General features: G+C 62.4%; 19 protein-coding genes. 9 read left to right on the top strand and 10 right to left on the bottom strand.

The features are described from left to right. The first annotated feature begins 6 nt into the window (after positions 1–6). From THIVI_RS05040 to thiL, 5 genes are all read left to right on the top strand, one after another. Positions 7–669 (top strand): riboflavin synthase, encoded by a 663-nt coding sequence (locus THIVI_RS05040; RefSeq protein ID WP_014777549.1) that lies wholly within the window; start codon positions 7–9, stop codon positions 667–669. A gap of 55 nt (positions 670–724) precedes the next feature. Then, positions 725–1855, top strand: a complete 1131-nt coding sequence (gene ribBA / locus THIVI_RS05045) for a bifunctional 3,4-dihydroxy-2-butanone-4-phosphate synthase/GTP cyclohydrolase II (protein ID WP_014777550.1) — start codon at positions 725–727, stop codon at positions 1853–1855. A gap of 194 nt (positions 1856–2049) precedes the next feature. Then, positions 2050–2523 (top strand): 6,7-dimethyl-8-ribityllumazine synthase, encoded by a 474-nt coding sequence (gene ribH / locus THIVI_RS05050; protein ID WP_014777551.1) that lies wholly within the window; start codon positions 2050–2052, stop codon positions 2521–2523. 4 nt (positions 2524–2527) lie between these two features. Continuing rightward, a complete protein-coding gene (gene nusB, locus THIVI_RS05055; protein WP_014777552.1) occupies positions 2528–3079 on the top strand; it encodes a transcription antitermination factor NusB in 552 nt (183 codons plus the stop codon). A gap of 41 nt (positions 3080–3120) precedes the next feature. Further along, on the top strand, positions 3121–4164 hold the full coding sequence (gene thiL / locus THIVI_RS05060; RefSeq protein WP_014777553.1) for a thiamine-phosphate kinase: 1044 nt from the start codon (positions 3121–3123) through the stop codon (positions 4162–4164). Positions 4165–4289: 125 nt separating this feature from the next. Here the strand turns inward: thiL and THIVI_RS05065 are convergent, their stop codons facing one another. The 10 genes from THIVI_RS05065 to ccoN all read right to left on the bottom strand — a co-directional run bounded on the left by THIVI_RS05065 (position 4290) and on the right by ccoN (position 13559). Then, positions 4290–4601: a YebG family protein gene (locus tag THIVI_RS05065; RefSeq protein ID WP_014777554.1), complete on the bottom strand. Its 312-nt coding sequence runs from the start codon at positions 4599–4601 to the stop codon at positions 4290–4292. 173 nt (positions 4602–4774) lie between these two features. Then, positions 4775–4969, bottom strand: a complete 195-nt coding sequence (ccoS, locus tag THIVI_RS05070; RefSeq protein ID WP_014777555.1) for a cbb3-type cytochrome oxidase assembly protein CcoS — start codon at positions 4967–4969, stop codon at positions 4775–4777. Between the two features lie 37 nt (positions 4970–5006). Then, the gene (locus THIVI_RS05075) at positions 5007–7580 is read right to left on the bottom strand and encodes a heavy metal translocating P-type ATPase (RefSeq protein ID WP_041447313.1); all 2574 of its coding nucleotides are present in this window, start codon (positions 7578–7580) and stop codon (positions 5007–5009) included. Beyond that, positions 7564–8028 carry a DUF29 domain-containing protein gene (locus THIVI_RS05080; protein ID WP_014777557.1) on the bottom strand — a complete coding sequence of 155 codons (465 nt, stop codon included), beginning with the start codon at positions 8026–8028 and terminating at the stop codon, positions 7564–7566. Before THIVI_RS05080 ends, THIVI_RS05075 begins: the two co-directional genes overlap by 17 nt. A 15-nt stretch (positions 8029–8043) precedes the next feature. Continuing rightward, complete coding sequence (locus THIVI_RS05085) at positions 8044–8553, bottom strand: FixH family protein (protein WP_014777558.1); 510 nt, start codon at positions 8551–8553, stop codon at positions 8044–8046. Between the two features lie 14 nt (positions 8554–8567). Beyond that, complete coding sequence (gene ccoG, locus THIVI_RS05090) at positions 8568–9995, bottom strand: cytochrome c oxidase accessory protein CcoG (protein WP_041447314.1); 1428 nt, start codon at positions 9993–9995, stop codon at positions 8568–8570. Between the two features lie 272 nt (positions 9996–10267). Further along, the gene (ccoP, locus tag THIVI_RS05095) at positions 10268–11164 is read right to left on the bottom strand and encodes a cytochrome-c oxidase, cbb3-type subunit III (RefSeq protein WP_014777560.1); all 897 of its coding nucleotides are present in this window, start codon (positions 11162–11164) and stop codon (positions 10268–10270) included. After that, positions 11151–11366, bottom strand: a complete 216-nt coding sequence (locus THIVI_RS05100) for a CcoQ/FixQ family Cbb3-type cytochrome c oxidase assembly chaperone (RefSeq protein WP_014777561.1) — start codon at positions 11364–11366, stop codon at positions 11151–11153. The genes ccoP and THIVI_RS05100 overlap by 14 nt, the downstream gene beginning before the upstream one ends. After that, entirely contained in the window at positions 11359–12108 is a 750-nt protein-coding gene (gene ccoO, locus THIVI_RS05105) for a cytochrome-c oxidase, cbb3-type subunit II (protein ID WP_014777562.1), read from the bottom strand. The genes THIVI_RS05100 and ccoO overlap by 8 nt, the downstream gene beginning before the upstream one ends. A gap of 17 nt (positions 12109–12125) precedes the next feature. Beyond that, complete coding sequence (gene ccoN / locus THIVI_RS05110) at positions 12126–13559, bottom strand: cytochrome-c oxidase, cbb3-type subunit I (protein WP_014777563.1); 1434 nt, start codon at positions 13557–13559, stop codon at positions 12126–12128. A gap of 686 nt (positions 13560–14245) precedes the next feature. Here ccoN and THIVI_RS05115 point away from each other — a divergent pair. The 4 genes from THIVI_RS05115 to mbhE are packed head-to-tail and all read left to right on the top strand — an operon-like array spanning position 14246 to position 15863. After that, entirely contained in the window at positions 14246–14494 is a 249-nt protein-coding gene (locus THIVI_RS05115) for an MrpF/PhaF family protein (protein WP_014777564.1), read from the top strand. After that, on the top strand, positions 14495–14848 hold the full coding sequence (mnhG, locus tag THIVI_RS05120; RefSeq protein ID WP_014777565.1) for a monovalent cation/H(+) antiporter subunit G: 354 nt from the start codon (positions 14495–14497) through the stop codon (positions 14846–14848). Then, positions 14845–15099, top strand: a complete 255-nt coding sequence (locus tag THIVI_RS05125) for a Na(+)/H(+) antiporter subunit B (RefSeq protein ID WP_014777566.1) — start codon at positions 14845–14847, stop codon at positions 15097–15099. The genes mnhG and THIVI_RS05125 overlap by 4 nt, the downstream gene beginning before the upstream one ends. Further along, positions 15096–15863 carry a hydrogen gas-evolving membrane-bound hydrogenase subunit E gene (gene mbhE / locus THIVI_RS05130; RefSeq protein WP_014777567.1) on the top strand — a complete coding sequence of 256 codons (768 nt, stop codon included), beginning with the start codon at positions 15096–15098 and terminating at the stop codon, positions 15861–15863. The genes THIVI_RS05125 and mbhE overlap by 4 nt, the downstream gene beginning before the upstream one ends.

A 15863-nucleotide genomic window follows, 5' to 3' on the forward strand; every position in this document is an offset into this window, starting at 1 on the left:
AACATCATGTTTACCGGAATCATTCAATCCATCGGCCAGATCCAGCGCCTTGAGCCACGCGGCGGCGATGTCCGGCTGACGATCGACACCGGCAAGCTGCCGCTCGCCGAGGTGGCGATCGGCGACAGTATCGCCGTCAACGGGGTCTGTCTGACCGCCGTGGAGCTGACCGGCCGGGGCTTCTCCGCCGATGTCTCGCGCGAATCGCTCTCCTTGACCACCCTGGGCGCGCTTGGCCCCGGCGGCCGGGTCAATCTGGAAAAGGCGCTGACGCTCTCGACGCCGCTCGGCGGACATCTGGTCAGCGGTCATGTCGATGGGGTCGGGGTTCTGCTGGAACGTCACGAGGACGCCCGCTCCTGGCGCCTGCGCATCCAGGCCCCCGACGAACTGGCTCGCTATATCGCCCAGAAGGGCTCCATCTGCGTCGATGGCGTCAGCTTGACCGTCAATCGGGTCGATGGCGCGGTCTTCGAGTTGAACATCGTTCCGCACACCATCCGGGAGACCATTATCGGCGGTTATCGGACGGGCACCCGCGTCAACCTGGAGGTCGATCTGATCGCCCGCTATCTGGAGCGACTCCTGTTGGGCGAGCGCGCCGCCACGCCAACCTCATCCGGAGTGACGCTTGAGTTTCTCGCGGAGCACGGTTTTGTCAACGGATGAACTCAGCCTTTTTTGTTAGTCTAACGGGCTTTTCCCATACGAAGACATCCAGGCCATGAGCAGTAGCCGCATCAACAGCACCGAGGAAATCATCGAGGATTTGCGCCAGGGTCGCATGGTCGTGATCATGGACGACGAGGATCGCGAAAACGAGGGCGATCTGCTGCTCGCGGCCGATTGCGTCACCGCCGAGGCGGTCAACTTCATGGCCAAGTATGGACGCGGTCTGATCTGTCTGACCCTGACCAAGGAACGCTGCGAGCAACTGCGTCTGCCGCTGATGGTCAGCGACAATCAGGCGACGCATTCAACCGCCTTCACGGTGTCCATCGAGGCCGCGCGCGGCGTCACCACCGGGATTTCAGCCGCCGACCGTGCGGTCACCATCCGTGCCGCGGTGGCGCCCGACGCGAGCTCCCGGGATCTGGTCCAGCCCGGCCATATCTTTCCGCTCATGGCCCAGCCGGGCGGGGTGCTGGTGCGCGCCGGACACACCGAGGCCGGCTGCGATCTGGCGCGACTGGCCGGGTTCAGCCCGGCGGCGGCGATCGTCGAGATCCTGAACGAAGACGGTACCATGGCCCGTCGCCCGGACTTGGAGATCTTCGCCCGCACCCACGGCATTAAGATCGGAACCATCGCCGACCTGATTCAATACCGCGTTCGCCACGAGAAGGCCGTGCTGCGCGAATGCGAGTGCGAACTGCCGACTGCCGAGGCGACCTTTCGTCTGGTCGCCTACCGTGACAGTATCGACAACGAGATTCATCTGGCCCTGACCCTGGGCGACATCAGCCCAGAGCGCCCGACGCTGGTCCGGGTGCATCTTCAGAATACGCTCTGCGATCTGTTCGAGACCTCGCACAACGCCTGCGGCTGGCCGCTGCGGGATGTGATGCGTCAGGTGGCGGCGGCGGGCGAAGGCGTGATCGTGGTGCTGCGCAATCGCGACAGTTCCGCCGACCTGCTGGCGCGTCTCAAGGATTTCACATTGCACGACCGCGACGATCTGGTACCCGTCCGTCAACAGGATCGCCGCGAGCTGCGCACCTATGGGATCGGCGCGCAGATTCTGTCGGATCTCGGGGTGCGCAAGATGCGGGTGATGAGCGCGCCGAAGTCGATGCACGCCATTTCCGGGTTCGATCTGGAAGTGGTCGAGTACACGGGTGGCAGGGCTGCTTAGATGCGGTTTGACCGTGTCTGGCACGGGATTCGTCTCTGCGTTGTAGGGAGCAGCCGCACAGATAGCCTCTGACTGGAGGGCGTGATCAATGAACGAACCGACAAAAGCGGAATTCGGACTCAGCGATTTCGATCCAGATACGTTGCTCAAAAATCAGGCAGCTTGACTAGAATATTCGTTTAGGGAATCAATTTATGAGTATCAAGGTGGTGGAAGGCGCGCTGCGCGCCGACGAGAACGCCCGCTTCTGTCTGGTGGTCTCGCGCTGGAACAGCTTCGTGGTGGAGAGCCTGGAGAAAGGCGCCATCGATACGCTCCGGCGTCATGGCGTCGCCGATGAGAATCTAACCGTCGTGCGCGTCCCCGGCGCCTTCGAGATGCCGGTCGCCATCGAGCGGATCGCCGCCAAGGGCGGCTATGACGCGATCGTGGCCCTAGGCGCGGTGATCCGTGGCGGCACGCCGCATTTCGAGTATGTCGCCGGCGAATGCGTCAAGGGCATGGCCCAGGTCAGTCTGAAATACGGTCTGCCGGTCGCCTTCGGCGTGCTGACCGTCGACAGCATCGAACAGGCGATCGAGCGTTCCGGCACCAAGGCCGGCAATAAGGGCGCCGAGGCGGCGATGTCCGCCCTGGAAATGGCCGATCTACTGAGACAGTTCGATTAACCGAATGACGAACACCGACAAGGTAAGCCCCCGCAGCCAGGCACGCCGCTATGCCGCGCTCGCGCTCTATCAATGGCGTCTGACCGGCGAGGATCCGATGTCGATCAAGCGCCACCTGCTCGACGATCCCGAATGGCTCGATGCCGTCGCGATGTCGTTGAGCGGCGCCGACGACGATGCCACGCCGGATCCCAAGCAGCGTTTCAAGTTCAATCTGGAACTCCTGGAGCAACTGCTGACCGGCGTACCGGCGCGGATCAAGGAGATCGACGCCCAACTGGATCGCTTTCTGGATCGTCCGATCACCCAGGTGGATCCGGTCGAACTCGCGATTCTGCGTCTTGGCGCCTTCGAGATTCTGTTCTCGGACAGTATTCCGAATCGTGTTGCCATCAACGAGGCGATCGAGTTGACCAAACTGCTTGGTGCCCATGAGGGGCACAGGTATGTCAACGGCGTGCTGGATAAAATCGCCCGCCACCATGCCGTGGCGATGAAGTCGGAACCGCTACAAACCACGCCATCCGCCAGCGAGGAACCGACCTCCGATGCGTAGAGTCCACTCTGGGGTCGCCGCGCATCCGCCAGCCTTGCCTCGTGTCTGAATTCGATCTGATCCGCGCCTTTTTTACCGACATCGGCCCAAAGCGGGCGGATGTGGCCTTGGGTGTCGGCGACGATTGCGCACTGCTCGCGCTGCCCGAGGGGCAGTGCCTGGCCGTCAGTATCGACACGCTGTCCGCCGGAATTCATTTTTTCCCCGACTGCGCTCCAGAAGCCATCGGCCATAAATCGCTGGCCGTGGGACTCAGCGACCTGGCCGCCATGGGCGCCGCGCCGGCCTGGTCGACGCTCGCCCTGACGCTGCCGTCAGCGGATCAAGCCTGGGTCCGTGCCTTTAGCGCCGGCTTCGCCGCACTCTCGAAGACGCACGGAATCCGACTGGTCGGCGGCGACACCACGCGCGGCCCATTGAGCGTGACGGTGCAGGTGCATGGCTATGTGCCGGTCGGCGCGGCGGTACGGCGCGATGGCGCCCGTCCGGGCGATCTTGTCTGCGTAAGCGGCACCCTGGGCGACGCGGGTCTGGCGCTGCGCGGTTTGCTCGCGGGCGAGGCGGTCGATCCCGCGCTGCGCCGCCGCCTGGAGTATCCGACTCCAAGGGTCGAACTGGGGTTGCGGCTGCGCGGGTTGGCGACGGCCATGATCGATCTCTCGGACGGGCTGGCTGGGGATCTGGGTCACATTCTGGCCGCCTCCGGGGTGGGGGCGGAACTGGATCTGGTGCATTTGCCGCTCTCGCCGCCGGTGGCCGATGTCGTGGCACGAACCGGCGACTGGTCGCTGCCGCTGTCCTCCGGGGACGATTACGAACTCTGCTTCTGTCTTCCTGCCGAACGTGCTCGGGAGGTTCGGGAGTTGGGCGCCGGGCTGGATTGTCCGATCCGGACGGTGGGACGGATACGGGCGAAAGCGGGTCTGGCGTGTCGATTGCCGGATGGCGGGTTATACGCAACCGATGGGAGCGGTTACGATCACTTCGCCGCTGGAGGCGATGCCGCGCGACTGATCGCCCTCCGAGACAAGTCCAGGATATCCGCCGCAACCCAATCGCTTCATTCACAGCCATCCGCTCGATGAAGATCGATTCCAACATTACCGGCGGCGTCGACCACCAAGGTGGCCGGGACACCCCGTACCCCCCAGCGACGCGCGAGGCGACCGTCTCTTTCAGGAATGCCAGCCCCAAGTCGTATTGGCTGGACTCAACCAGTCCCCTTGATCGGCGCGATATTATCCGCCCGAACGACGGATCGCGGCTCCGCGACCGCGTCGCGTTCTGGCGCCCTGCCCTTCAATACCCGCTCCACGTTCTGCGCATTGCGGGCCAGATAGATGGTCAACTCCTCCAAATCCGCGTCGGGTAGATGAGGTAGAACCTGATCCTCGCGCAGCATGCGCGCCAGACGTTCCGCATTCTCCAGTATCCGATCATAGGCATCGGCGGCTTTCTTGTCGGCGGTGCGCAAGCGTTCGATTCCGTTGCTGTCTTTCACGATGTATTCGATCTCGATCATGTGCGATATTCCTGCATATTCCAATCGGTGCTGAGCGTGCGGAGTATAGCCATCCGACGCGCTTGGTTCGCGGCCAGCCACCCGAGTCGGCGACCGGGGAGAGAAGGCGGCGGAAACGATCCCTTGACGACTTTCAGGAGCAACGATAGGACGCCTTCAAGACGGCAATCGAGTCACTTTTCCTGTTCCTGTTCCTGTTCCTGATCGGCCTCCTGCGATGGGCGCTGATCGTCCTCGTCCATCAGGATGCGCTGCCCGTCGCCGTCAAGGTCGTCGAACTGACCGCTGCGCGCGGCCCAGAAGAGGACGGCAACCGCCACGATGCCAAGGATCAACATGCCTGGAATCAGCCCGTAGATCACATCCATTATCGGTCCTCTATGTCAGCAAAGCGCACTGATCGATTCAGGAGTCTGTGCGGAAAATACGTATCCGCGCCGAATTCCCGATCACCGCCAGCGAGCTGACCGGCATCGAGACGGCCGCGATGAGCGGCGTGATGACCCCAGCCATGGCGAGCGGCACCATGACGAGATTGTAGAGGATAGAGATGCCGATGTTCTGGCGGATGGCCTGGAGTGTGCGCCGGGAGAGTTCCGCCGCCTCGGCGACCCGCTCCAGTTCGCTGGACATGAGCACGATGTCGGCGCTCGCGATGGAAACATCGGTGCCGCTGCCCATGGCGATACCGACATCGGCGCGCACCAGGGCCGGGGCGTCGTTGACGCCATCGCCGACCATCGCGACTCGCTGACCCTGGCGTTGGAGATCGGCGATCACGCGGTCCTTGTCCTCGGGCAGAACCTCGGCGATCAGGTCGATATCGCCAAGCTGGGCGGCGATGCGCTCGGCGACCGCGCGGCGATCGCCGGTCAGCAGAGTCACGCGGATGCCCTGCGCGCGCAAGCGTCCGACGATGGACACAGCCCCCGGTCGGAGCCGATCCTGAATGTGCAACCGGAGCACCTCGCAGCCGTCCACGGCGCAATGGATCTGGCCCGCTTCATCGTCCATCGTTGGCGCCAGTTCGACGCCGTTGCGCATCAGCCAATTCCGGCTACCGATCATCACCCGCGCCCCCTCGACACGCCCGCCGATCCCAAGTCCAGGCGCGACCTCCACCTCATCGACTGGCACGCCGGAAAGACCGATGCCGGCGCGCACGCAGAGTTCCAGGATGGCGAGCGCCGCCGGATGCTCGGACAGTCGCTCTAGCGCGCCGAGCTGGCGCAGCAACCGATGCTCGCGTTCGGTGAGGGTCGGAGCGATTTCCTCGCCCCAATCCAGCTCACGCCAGGCGATGGCGGGCTGAGTCGCTGGGAGGGCGGACGTCCCGCCCGCTAGCGGGCGGGACGTCCGCCCTCCCGGAACGCGAAGCGAGGCGCCCACCACTACCGGCCGGCCTTCGGTCAGGGTGCCGGTCTTGTCGAACACGAAATGCCGGATCGAGGATAGCCGTTCGAGCACCGCGCCATTCTTGACGAGGATGCCGCGTTCGGCGCCGCGCCCGGAGGCCACGGCAATCGCCATCGGGGTCGCCATGCCGAAGGCGCAGGGACAGGTGATGATGAGCACCGCGGTCGCGGCCATGAGTGCGAATTCGAGATCCGTGCGCATCCAGAAAATGAAGGTCAGGCCCGCGAGCCCGAGCGTCGCCGCCACGAACCATGGCACGATGCGATCGGCCAGACGCTGGATGGGCGCGCGGCTGGCCTGGGCATCTTCGACCAGCCGGATGATCCGCCCGAGCGCGGTCTCGCGCAGCAAACCGGTGATACGCACCGTCAGGACGCCAACCCCGTTAATCGTCCCCGCCGACACCCGTTCGCCCGGCGTTTTGGAGGTCGGGCGCGACTCGCCGGTCAGCATCGACTCGTCCACGCTGGCCTGGCCGCTGAGTACCTCGCCATCGACCGGGATACGTTCGCCGGGACGCACCAGCACCGTTTCGCCGATCTGGAGCGAACGCACCGGAACCACGGCCTCGTCGCCCTCCCGGAGACGGGTCGCGACCTTGGGTTGGAGATCGAGCAGACGCTGGGTCGCGGCGACCGCGCGCCGCCGCGAGATCGCCTCCAGATAGCGTCCGACCAGGATGACGAAGAGAAAATTGACGACCGTGTCCCAGTAGACCGCGCCAATCCCTGGTCCCCCGAGGGAGCCGCCGAAGGTTTCTCCCAGGGTGACGGCGAGCGAATACAGATAGGTGACGGTCACGCCGATGGCGATCGGCAGATCCATGCTCAAATGACCGCCGCGCAGACCCGACCAGGCGCCACGGTAAAACGGCGCGCCGGAGTAGAGGATGGTCGGCGTGGCGAGCAGAAAGCCGATCCAGTGGAAAAGTTCGCGGAACTCGCCCCGGTCGGCGCCACTGTAGAGCGCGATGGAAATCCACAGCAGATTCATCATCGCGAATCCGGCCCAGGCCATGCGAAACAGCAGGCCCCTGTTTTCGCGGCTTAACGCGCCATCGGCGGAGTCGGGATCGAAAGGGGCGGCGGCGTAACCGATGTCGGCCAGCCGCTGGAGGATGCGCGAGAGTTGCAGACGCCCGTTGTCCCAGCGCACGCGCAGCCGCCGCCCGGTGAGATTGACCCGCGCATCCTCCACGCCGGGCAGGGTTTCAAGCCCCTTCTCGATCAGCCAGACACAGGCCGCGCAGTGGATACCCTCGACCAGTAGATTGATCTCGCGGGCCTCCGAGGCGACATCGGTGAACTCTTCCTGGATGGCGTCCAGGTCATAGAGTGCGAGATTCTTCGGCGGCTCCGGCGGCGGGCCGAACACGTCTCCCGCCGGGGTGCGCCGGTAAAACCCCTCAAGACCGGCGGCATGGATCGCCTCGCACACCGCCCGGCAGCCCGTGCAGCAGAAGGCGCGCGCCTGTCCGGCGATGGGCGCCATCACGCGCGCGGATGGCGTGACCGGTAGGCCGCAGTGGAAACAGCGGTCGCTGACGTCAGTCTGGGTAATAATCGTCGTCCATAATTTGCTCTTTGCGATACGGGCATGCCGGTGGAAAGGTGTCCATTGGCAGACCCGTTTCCTTGCTCGCCAGATCGCATGCGTCGGGATAGGCCGTCGCAATGGCGTCATCAAGCACGGACTTCAATCCGGGCGATTTGCGCAGACGCACGGCAAGTCGTTTCCGTTGTTCGACGATGGTCACACGCCAGCTTCGACCATCGAATTCGCGCCAGCGGTCAGCGAGCGAGCGGTATTGATATTGCCATTTCAGCAGATGCGCGAGCAGAATCAGCAAGCGGCTTTCCAGTTCGTCGCGCTCGCTTTTCCCCATGTCACTGAGTTCTTCCAGTAAATGCTCGATGTCCAGTTCCGCGAAGCGCCCGGCGCGGAGCAGTTCGCGGTTCCGGCGCGCCCATTCGGAATAATCCTGCCGGTAGAGCTGTGTCAGATCAGTCATGGCCACTCGGATCGGTCAATGACCGTCCACCGTCACCCGCTCGCCGATGCTGTACTCATCCGCGCCGGATTGCACCGCGATCAGCGTGTCCCAGGCGCCGATCAGCGGGAAGGCGGCCTTGACGGCATAGCGCCCGCGATCCTCGCGCGTCATCGGCAGCGAGAAATCGCGCGCGGCGTCCGAGGGGCGATAGGCATGAAAAGTGACCGCGTCTGCATCGACCGGCTGACCCGCCTTGTCGACCAGAACGACCCGCACCATATCAGGCTCGCCAACCCGCAGTGGCTTCGGGATATCGGCCCGCATGGTCCAGTTGGGATCGCGCGCCTGGCGCGAAACCAGAGTCTGTTCGTAATCCTGACCGCGATCATAATAGTCGGCGTTCACCAGCCCCGGATTGGTGGAGACCGCGAAATAGACCATGATGAGATTCACGATCAGCACTGTGGCCACCAGCCCGAGCCAGCCGATGATCCAGGGATTGCGCAGGGCCGGGGTGTTCGTCAATTTGGCTTGCGTGGTCATGTTTATCTGTACCTTTATTGCCGTGGACCAACGAAGACGCTCTCGCGCTCGGTCTCGATCCGAGCACCGGAGGAACGTATCGCCTCGGCATGAAAAATAACCGGCTGTTGCTCCGCTACGAGCGAGCGCCGGGGAATTCTGACGAAGACCACCGTTGGCGTCACCCCGCCCGGCTCGGCGATGACGGGCTTCTCGGCACCGACCAGCGTCATGTCATCGCGCCCCGAGACGCTGATCGTCACCGACAGGGTCTCGGGCACCTTGTTCAGGATCTTCAGCGTGTATTTGTTCTGGATCGAGCCATCGCTCAAGAGGACGAAGAGCGGGGCGCGTTCATGCAGCGCCTTGAGTTCGATGGGCGCCAGCGCCGTAAATCCGTATACGATGCCCGCCATCGCCACGAACAGGATGGCGCCATAGACCCAGACACGGGGCCGCATCAACAATGCCTTGGTCGGACGCCCTTCGAGTTCGTCGAGCGAGGCGTAGCGGATCAGGCCATGCGGTCGCCCGACCTTGTCCATCACCTGATCGCAGGCATCGAGACAGAGCGCGCAGGTGATGCAGCCCTCCTGCTGCCCCTCACGGATATCGATCCCGGTCGGGCAGACCGCGACGCACTGATTGCAATCGACACAGTCGCCGGTGGTGCGATGGTCCTCGGTCTCGCCGCGCTTGACGCGACCGCGCGGCTCGCCGCGTTGCTCGTCGTAGGTCGGGACGATGGTGGTCCGGTCCAGCATCACCCCCTGAATGCGTGCATAGGGACAGAGCCAGAAGCAGGTCTGTTCGCGCAAAAAGCCCGCCAGGACATAGGTGCCTGCCGCGAATAGGGCGACCGTCACATAGGCCGTCCCGTTCGCCTCACCGACGAAAAAGGTCTGCCAGAGCGTCGGCGCATCGGTGAACCAGGCGACGAAGCTGAAACCGGTCAGGAAGCCGATCAGGATCCAGAGCGCGTGTTTGATGGACTTGATGCGCAGCTTATCCAGACTCATGGGTGCCTGATCGAGCTTACGGCGCGCCGGGGGCGGTCCTTCCAGCTTCTCCTCGATCCAGGTAAAGATGTCCGTCCAGACCGTCTGAAAACAGAAAAACCCGCACCAGACACGCCCCACCAGCGCGGTCATGACGGCCAGCAGGATCGCGAAGAACAGCAGCAGGAGCGAGAGCATCCAAAAATCTTGCGGAAGGACGGTCGCGGAGAAGAGGTGGTACTGGCGGTTCGGGATATCGAACAGCACCGCCTGACGGCCTTCCCATCGCAGATAAGGCCCCAGCAGGTAGATCAGCCAGACCGAGGCCGTCAGCCATTTGATGGTGCGCCAGCGCCCCGGGATCCGCTTGGCATGAATGGTCTGACCACCGGTGTTGATCTGCCAGCGATCGGCTTCTTCATAGAGTGCGTCGACGGCGGTGGGCGGTACATCGGGAGAACTCATCGACTTCACCATCTTTAAGACTGAACCCTGTTCAACGCGACAGGCGATCATTAGATTACCTTGACAAAGGCGCTTTGACTATGTCTTTTAACAATATAAACATCTGATTTACAGTCGATTTAAAGCATAAAAAAAGGGGGATCGCAGGATCCCCCATCAGGCTTGAACGCCACGTTAATCAGAGGCCGATCTCAGGATTTATGGTTATTCGCCTCCGCATCGCGGCACTTCAATCGCATCGCGTCCGCCCTGTGCAGAGACAGGCGCGTCGACTATTTCCCGCCGCCCAACTCATGGACATACACCACTAGCTTTTTGATGTCCTGCTCGCTTAACTTGCCCTGCCCTCCAAAGGCCGGCATCACCGCGTCGCGCGTTTCCGCAAGTCCGGTCTGATTGACGCCGTTGAGAATCGTATGCTTGGCGCTGTCGTAACCGCCCGGCTCGAAACGCCAGATACCGTCGGTCAGATTCGCGGCGCCGATGGTCACGATATCGCCGTTGGGAAGCTCGGCCAGCACACCGTTGGCCTGTTGGCCATGACAGGCAGTGCAGCCTTTCGTCTTGAACAGGTTCCAACCCTCCTCGCTGCCGCCTTTCCCGGCGGTCTCGCTCATTTGCACCACCCAATTGGCCAGCGTGTCCACCTCGGCCTCGGTGAGAATGGTGCGATGGGCCGTCATCACGCCCTGGCGCCCACCCTTAATGGTCTCGGCAATCTTGGCGGTCTTGCCGCCATAGAGCCAATCGTCGTCGGCCAGCACCGGATAGCCGGGATTCCCCTGGCCGCCGCTGCCATGACAGGCGGAACAGTTGTCGCCGAAGAGCACCTTCGCGGAGGCCACGGCATATTGCTTCAGGCCCGGATCGGCGATGATCTGGTCAGCGGTCATGCCGCCGATTCGATCCTCGAACTGGGCGCGCATGGCCACCACCTGCTCCAGACCTTTTTCGTACTCCTTGATCTGGCTCCAGCCCATGATGCCGGGCGTCGGTTCCTGGCCGACTGGCCAGCTTGGATAAAGGATCGTATAACCGACCACGAAGAGGATCGAGGCCCAGAATCCCATCATCCACCAGTGCGGCGGCGGATTCTCCAACTCGCGCAGATTGTCGTCCCAGATGTGTCCCGTGTTGTTTTCGCCGGGAAAGGGGTTATTTTCCGCCATCGCTGTCTCCGCTGTTGTCGTCGTCCTCGTCGAACGGGATGTGCTTGCGCGCTTCGAGACGCTCCCGGTTCTTGGGACGAAAGACTTGGAAATAGGCCACGATCATCAGCAGGAAGATGACGACGGTGAGGATCGTGCCGATCCAGTCGTTGAGCGTCATCGCCTGCCAGTCGGTGTCGAAATACTCAAGGAGGCTATTCACGGTAGACCTTGGAATCATCGAGCGCGACCATGGTGCCAAGCGACTGCAGATAGCTCACCAGCGCGTCCATCTCGGTTTTGCCCTCGACCAGCGCGGGCGCGGCGGCGATGTCGGCATCCGAGTAAGGGACGCCGACCGTCCGCAGACCGCGCATGTGGCGCTGCATCTTCTTCCCTTTCAGATAGGTTTCGTCGAGCCAGGGGTAGCCCGGCATGACGGATTCCGGGACCAGCGAGCGCGGGGCGCGCAGGTGCTGGCGCTGCCATTCGTCCGAGTACTTGCCGCCGACCCGCGCCAGATCCGGACCGGTCCGCTTCGATCCCCATTGGAAGGGGTGATCGAACATGGACTCCGAGGCCAGCGAGTAATGTCCGTAGCGTTCCTTTTCGTCGCGGAAGGGTCGGATCATCTGCGAATGACAGAGATAGCAGCCCTCGCGCTGATAGATGTCCCGCCCGGCCAGCTCGACGGCGGTGTAGGGCCGCACACCGTCGCCCGCCTTCCAGTTCCACTGCGTCTTGCCGGCGTCGTCGACCGCGGCGATCGCCTCCTTGCCGGCGCCATCCCAGACGATCTCGGGGAACTTCACATGCTCGTGGGTATCCTTCATATAAAAAAGCGGGACGATCTCCACGATTCCGCCTACCGAAAGGACCAGTCCAGTGACGATGACCAGCCCCCAGATGTTGACTTCCAACCATTCCTGAAAGCTCTTGACCTTCGTCTTCGGATAATTCGCCATCTCGTTACTCCCCGGAATCAGACCGCGACCGCGAGTGCGCGCGCCTTGGTCAGGCTGCCCTCGACGGCGGATTTACGAACGGTCATGAGCACGTTGAAGAGCATGACCACGGCGCCGAGCAGGAAGATGCCTCCGCCGATCGCGCGCATGGCGTAATAGGGATGCATGGCGTCGACCGATTCGACAAAGGTATAGGCCAAAGTGCCGTACTCGTCGTAGGCGCGCCACATCAGACCCTGCATGATCCCCGAAACCCACATGGCGACGATGTAGATAACGGTGCCGATGGTCGCGGTCCAGAAGTGGAAGTTGATCAGCCGCTCCGAGAACATCTCGGTGTGATAGAGGCGCGTCATCAGATGGTAGATCGCCCCGATGGAAACGCCCGCGACCCAGCCCAGCGCGCCGGAGTGGACATGGCCGATGGTCCAGTCGGTGTAATGCGAGAGCGCATTGACGGTCTTGAGCGCCATCACCGGTCCCTCGAAGGTGGACATGGCGTAGAAGGCCAGCGCGATGATCAGGAAGCGCAGCACATAGTCGGTTCGCAGCCGGTCCCAGGCGCCCGAAAGCGTCATCATGCCGTTCACCGCCCCGCCCCAAGAGGGAATGATCATGGCGATCGACACGGCGGCGCCGAGCGAGCCGGTCCAGTCCGGCAGCGCCGTGTATTGCAGATGGTGCGCGCCCAGCCAGACATAGCCGAACATCAGCGCCCAGAAATGGATGACCGAAAGCCGGTAGGAATAGATGGGGCGCCCGGCCTGCTTGGGTACGAAGTAATACATGATGCCGAGGAAACCGGCGGTCAGATAGAAACCGACCGCGTTATGCCCCCACCACCACTGGATCATGGCGTCCTGCACCCCGGAAAAGATGGAGTAGGACTTAAACAATCCGACCGGGATGGCGAGGCTGTTCACCACATGCAGATACACGATCATGATCATCATGCCGAGGAAGAACCAGTTCGACACATAGATGTGCGACGACTTGCGCGTCGCGATGGTCATGATGAAGTTGATCGTGAAGGACAGCCAGACGACCGCGATCAGGATATCGATCGGCCATTCCAACTCGGCGTATTCCTTGGACTGGGTAAAGCCGAAGGGAAGCGTCAGCACCGCCAGCACGATGACCGCATTCCAGCCCCAAAAAGTGAAGCGGGCCATCTTGTCGCTCCACAGCCGCACGCCGCAGGTGCGCTGGACGCTGTAGAAAGCGGTGGCCATGAGGGTACAGCCGCCGAAGGCGAAGATGACGGCGTTGGTATGCACCGGACGCAGGCGCCCGAACGAGATATAGGGACTATCGAAGTTCAGGAACGGCCAGGCCAGTTCCGACGCGATATAGACCCCGACGGACGCCCCCACCACCAGGTAGACGACGGCCATGATCGTGAACCAGCGTACAACATCGAAATTGTACTTCTGCTCCAGACTGGCTTGCATAGACCCTCCCAGGGAACATCAGGGAAAACAGTATGTCATTTAAGGTTATAAGGCATTCCGACCGTTGGATTCACTGCCTCGCTCCCTGGTGCCTCGCGACGATCCATGAGACTGGATCAAGTCTGTAAAGTCAACTCGCCGCGCGGCATATACCCCTATAAAACAGACCATGGGGCGTCTCGCCCGTCAGAGGGACGCGTCTCACCGTGATCGATTGCCCACCACCCATGCGCGCAGCACTCGTCTGTACGAGTGCCAAGTAAATGAACTTGAAGATGTTTGATGCGATCGGCGGCACATTTCGCGCGGGTTTTCGCTCCACAAGTACATTGTAGAATTAGAAAACGCTGTATTGGTTTCGGTGTCCGCTATAAAATGCTCCGATCATCGGCTCTGGCTGCGGAGCGTTAGCACGTCACTAACGACCGCAGCCAGAGTGCACCACACTCGCAACCCAGTCGCGCGATTCCCAAGCCTCGATTGCCACCCTACTCAACGGCGTCCATGACGGGATGCGTCGTTTCGAGCGATCAGCCTGTTTGGCACCAACCTGCCAGCATCGGAGTCAACGCCGTTTAATTTCGCGGCGTTGCGTGAGCCGCGAGGTTGGCTGCTGGCGGGCGTCGTTGCTCCCTAGGGACTGTCGCCGGGATACCCGATCGCCGCAACCGCACAAGGTACCGCTCATGCTCGTCGTCATGATTTTCCTGCTTCTGCCACCGATCCTGATGATTCTCTGGCGTTTTTTCAAAGGCCCCGATGCCGCGAACCGCATCCTCGCGCTGGATACGCTCAGCATTCTGGTCATTGCGCTGCTGACGCTGCTGTCGCTGTTTTATCAGCGCAGCATTTATCTCGACGTGGCCTTGATCTTCGCGGTGATCGGATTCGCGGGCGTCATCCTGTTCAGTCGTTTTCTGGAAAAGGGGGTTTAAGTGGAGTATCTGGGCTATCTCTTGATGTCTGGAGGCCTGTTTTTCTTTTGGGTCAGCGGCCTGGGGCTGATTCGCATGCCCGATGTCTTGACCCGCATGCACGCTGGCGCGAAGGCGTCGACGCTGGGTTCGCTGCTGATGCTGCTCGGCGCGGCCTGTCTGATGCCCGCCTGGGCACCGAAGCTCCTGATCATCGCGGTCTTTATCCTGCTGACCAATCCGCTGAGTTCCTCGGTGCTGGCGCGGGCGGCTTACCGCAGCGGCGCTCAGATGGTGCCGCTCGCCTGTGATGCGTGCGCCGAACGAAAAGCCGCGCGGACACAGGAAACACCCATCGAGGAGGTCACGGCATGACCGGATTACTCGCCATTGTGTTCTTTGCCTGGATGATCGGCGCGGCCATCATGGCCATCCTTCAGACGGACCTCCTGCAATCCGCCCTTGGCCTGTCGCTCCTGAGCCTGGGCGCGGTCGGTCAGTTCTTTCTGCTCCAGGCGCCCGATGTCGCGCTGACCGAGGCGGCCATCGGGGTGGCGGCGAGCAGCTTTGTGATGTTGATGGGCGTGCGCCAGCTTGGCCGCGCCGAGAAGAAGGATCTGCAATGAGCCACGTCCCGCTACGTAAACGCTTCCGCGTCCAGACCCTGCTGCTGATCCTGCTCTGCGGCTGGCTGCTGATGCTGCACCTGACGATTCTGCTCAATCATGGTCTTGACGGACTGACGACTGGCGTCGGCGACACCCTGCTGGCGCGCAACAGCGAAACCGCTTCCGCCAATGCCGTGACCTCGGTGGTGGTGAGCTATCGCGGTTTCGATACCCTCGGCGAGGTGACGGTGCTGTTTCTGGCCGCGACCGGCGTGGGGCTGCTGTTCACGGGCGGGCTGACGTCATCCCCCGTTCCCCGCGACCGCAACAGTCACCCCAACGAGGTAATGGTGACAGGAACGCGCCTGATCTTCCCGCCCCTGCTGATGCTGGGCGTCTATGTCGTCCTGCATGGCCATCTCTCGCCCGGCGGCGGATTTCAGGGCGGGGTGATCGTCGCCACTGCCTTTTTCCTGCGAATGATCGCCGACCCCGAATTCACCCTCGATCATGCGCGGCTCGGCTGGTTCGAGTCCTTCGCCGGCGGTGGGTTCGTGCTGTTCGGAATGCTGGGTCTGGTCATCCTGAGCACGGCGACCTTTCTCGGGAACTTCCTGCCCCATCCAGTCGAGGCCATGGGCCAACTCGTCAGCGCCGGTGTCATTCCGCTGGTCTATCTGCTGGTCGGCATCAAGGTCGGCGCGGAGGTTGGCGCGATCTTCCAGGACATGCTCGAACCGGATCACGCGCCAGATCACGCATTCGCCGCCAAGGAACTGTAA

It is taken from the genome of Thiocystis violascens DSM 198, assembly GCF_000227745.2.
GTDB classification, from domain to species: domain Bacteria; phylum Pseudomonadota; class Gammaproteobacteria; order Chromatiales; family Chromatiaceae; genus Chromatium; species Chromatium violascens.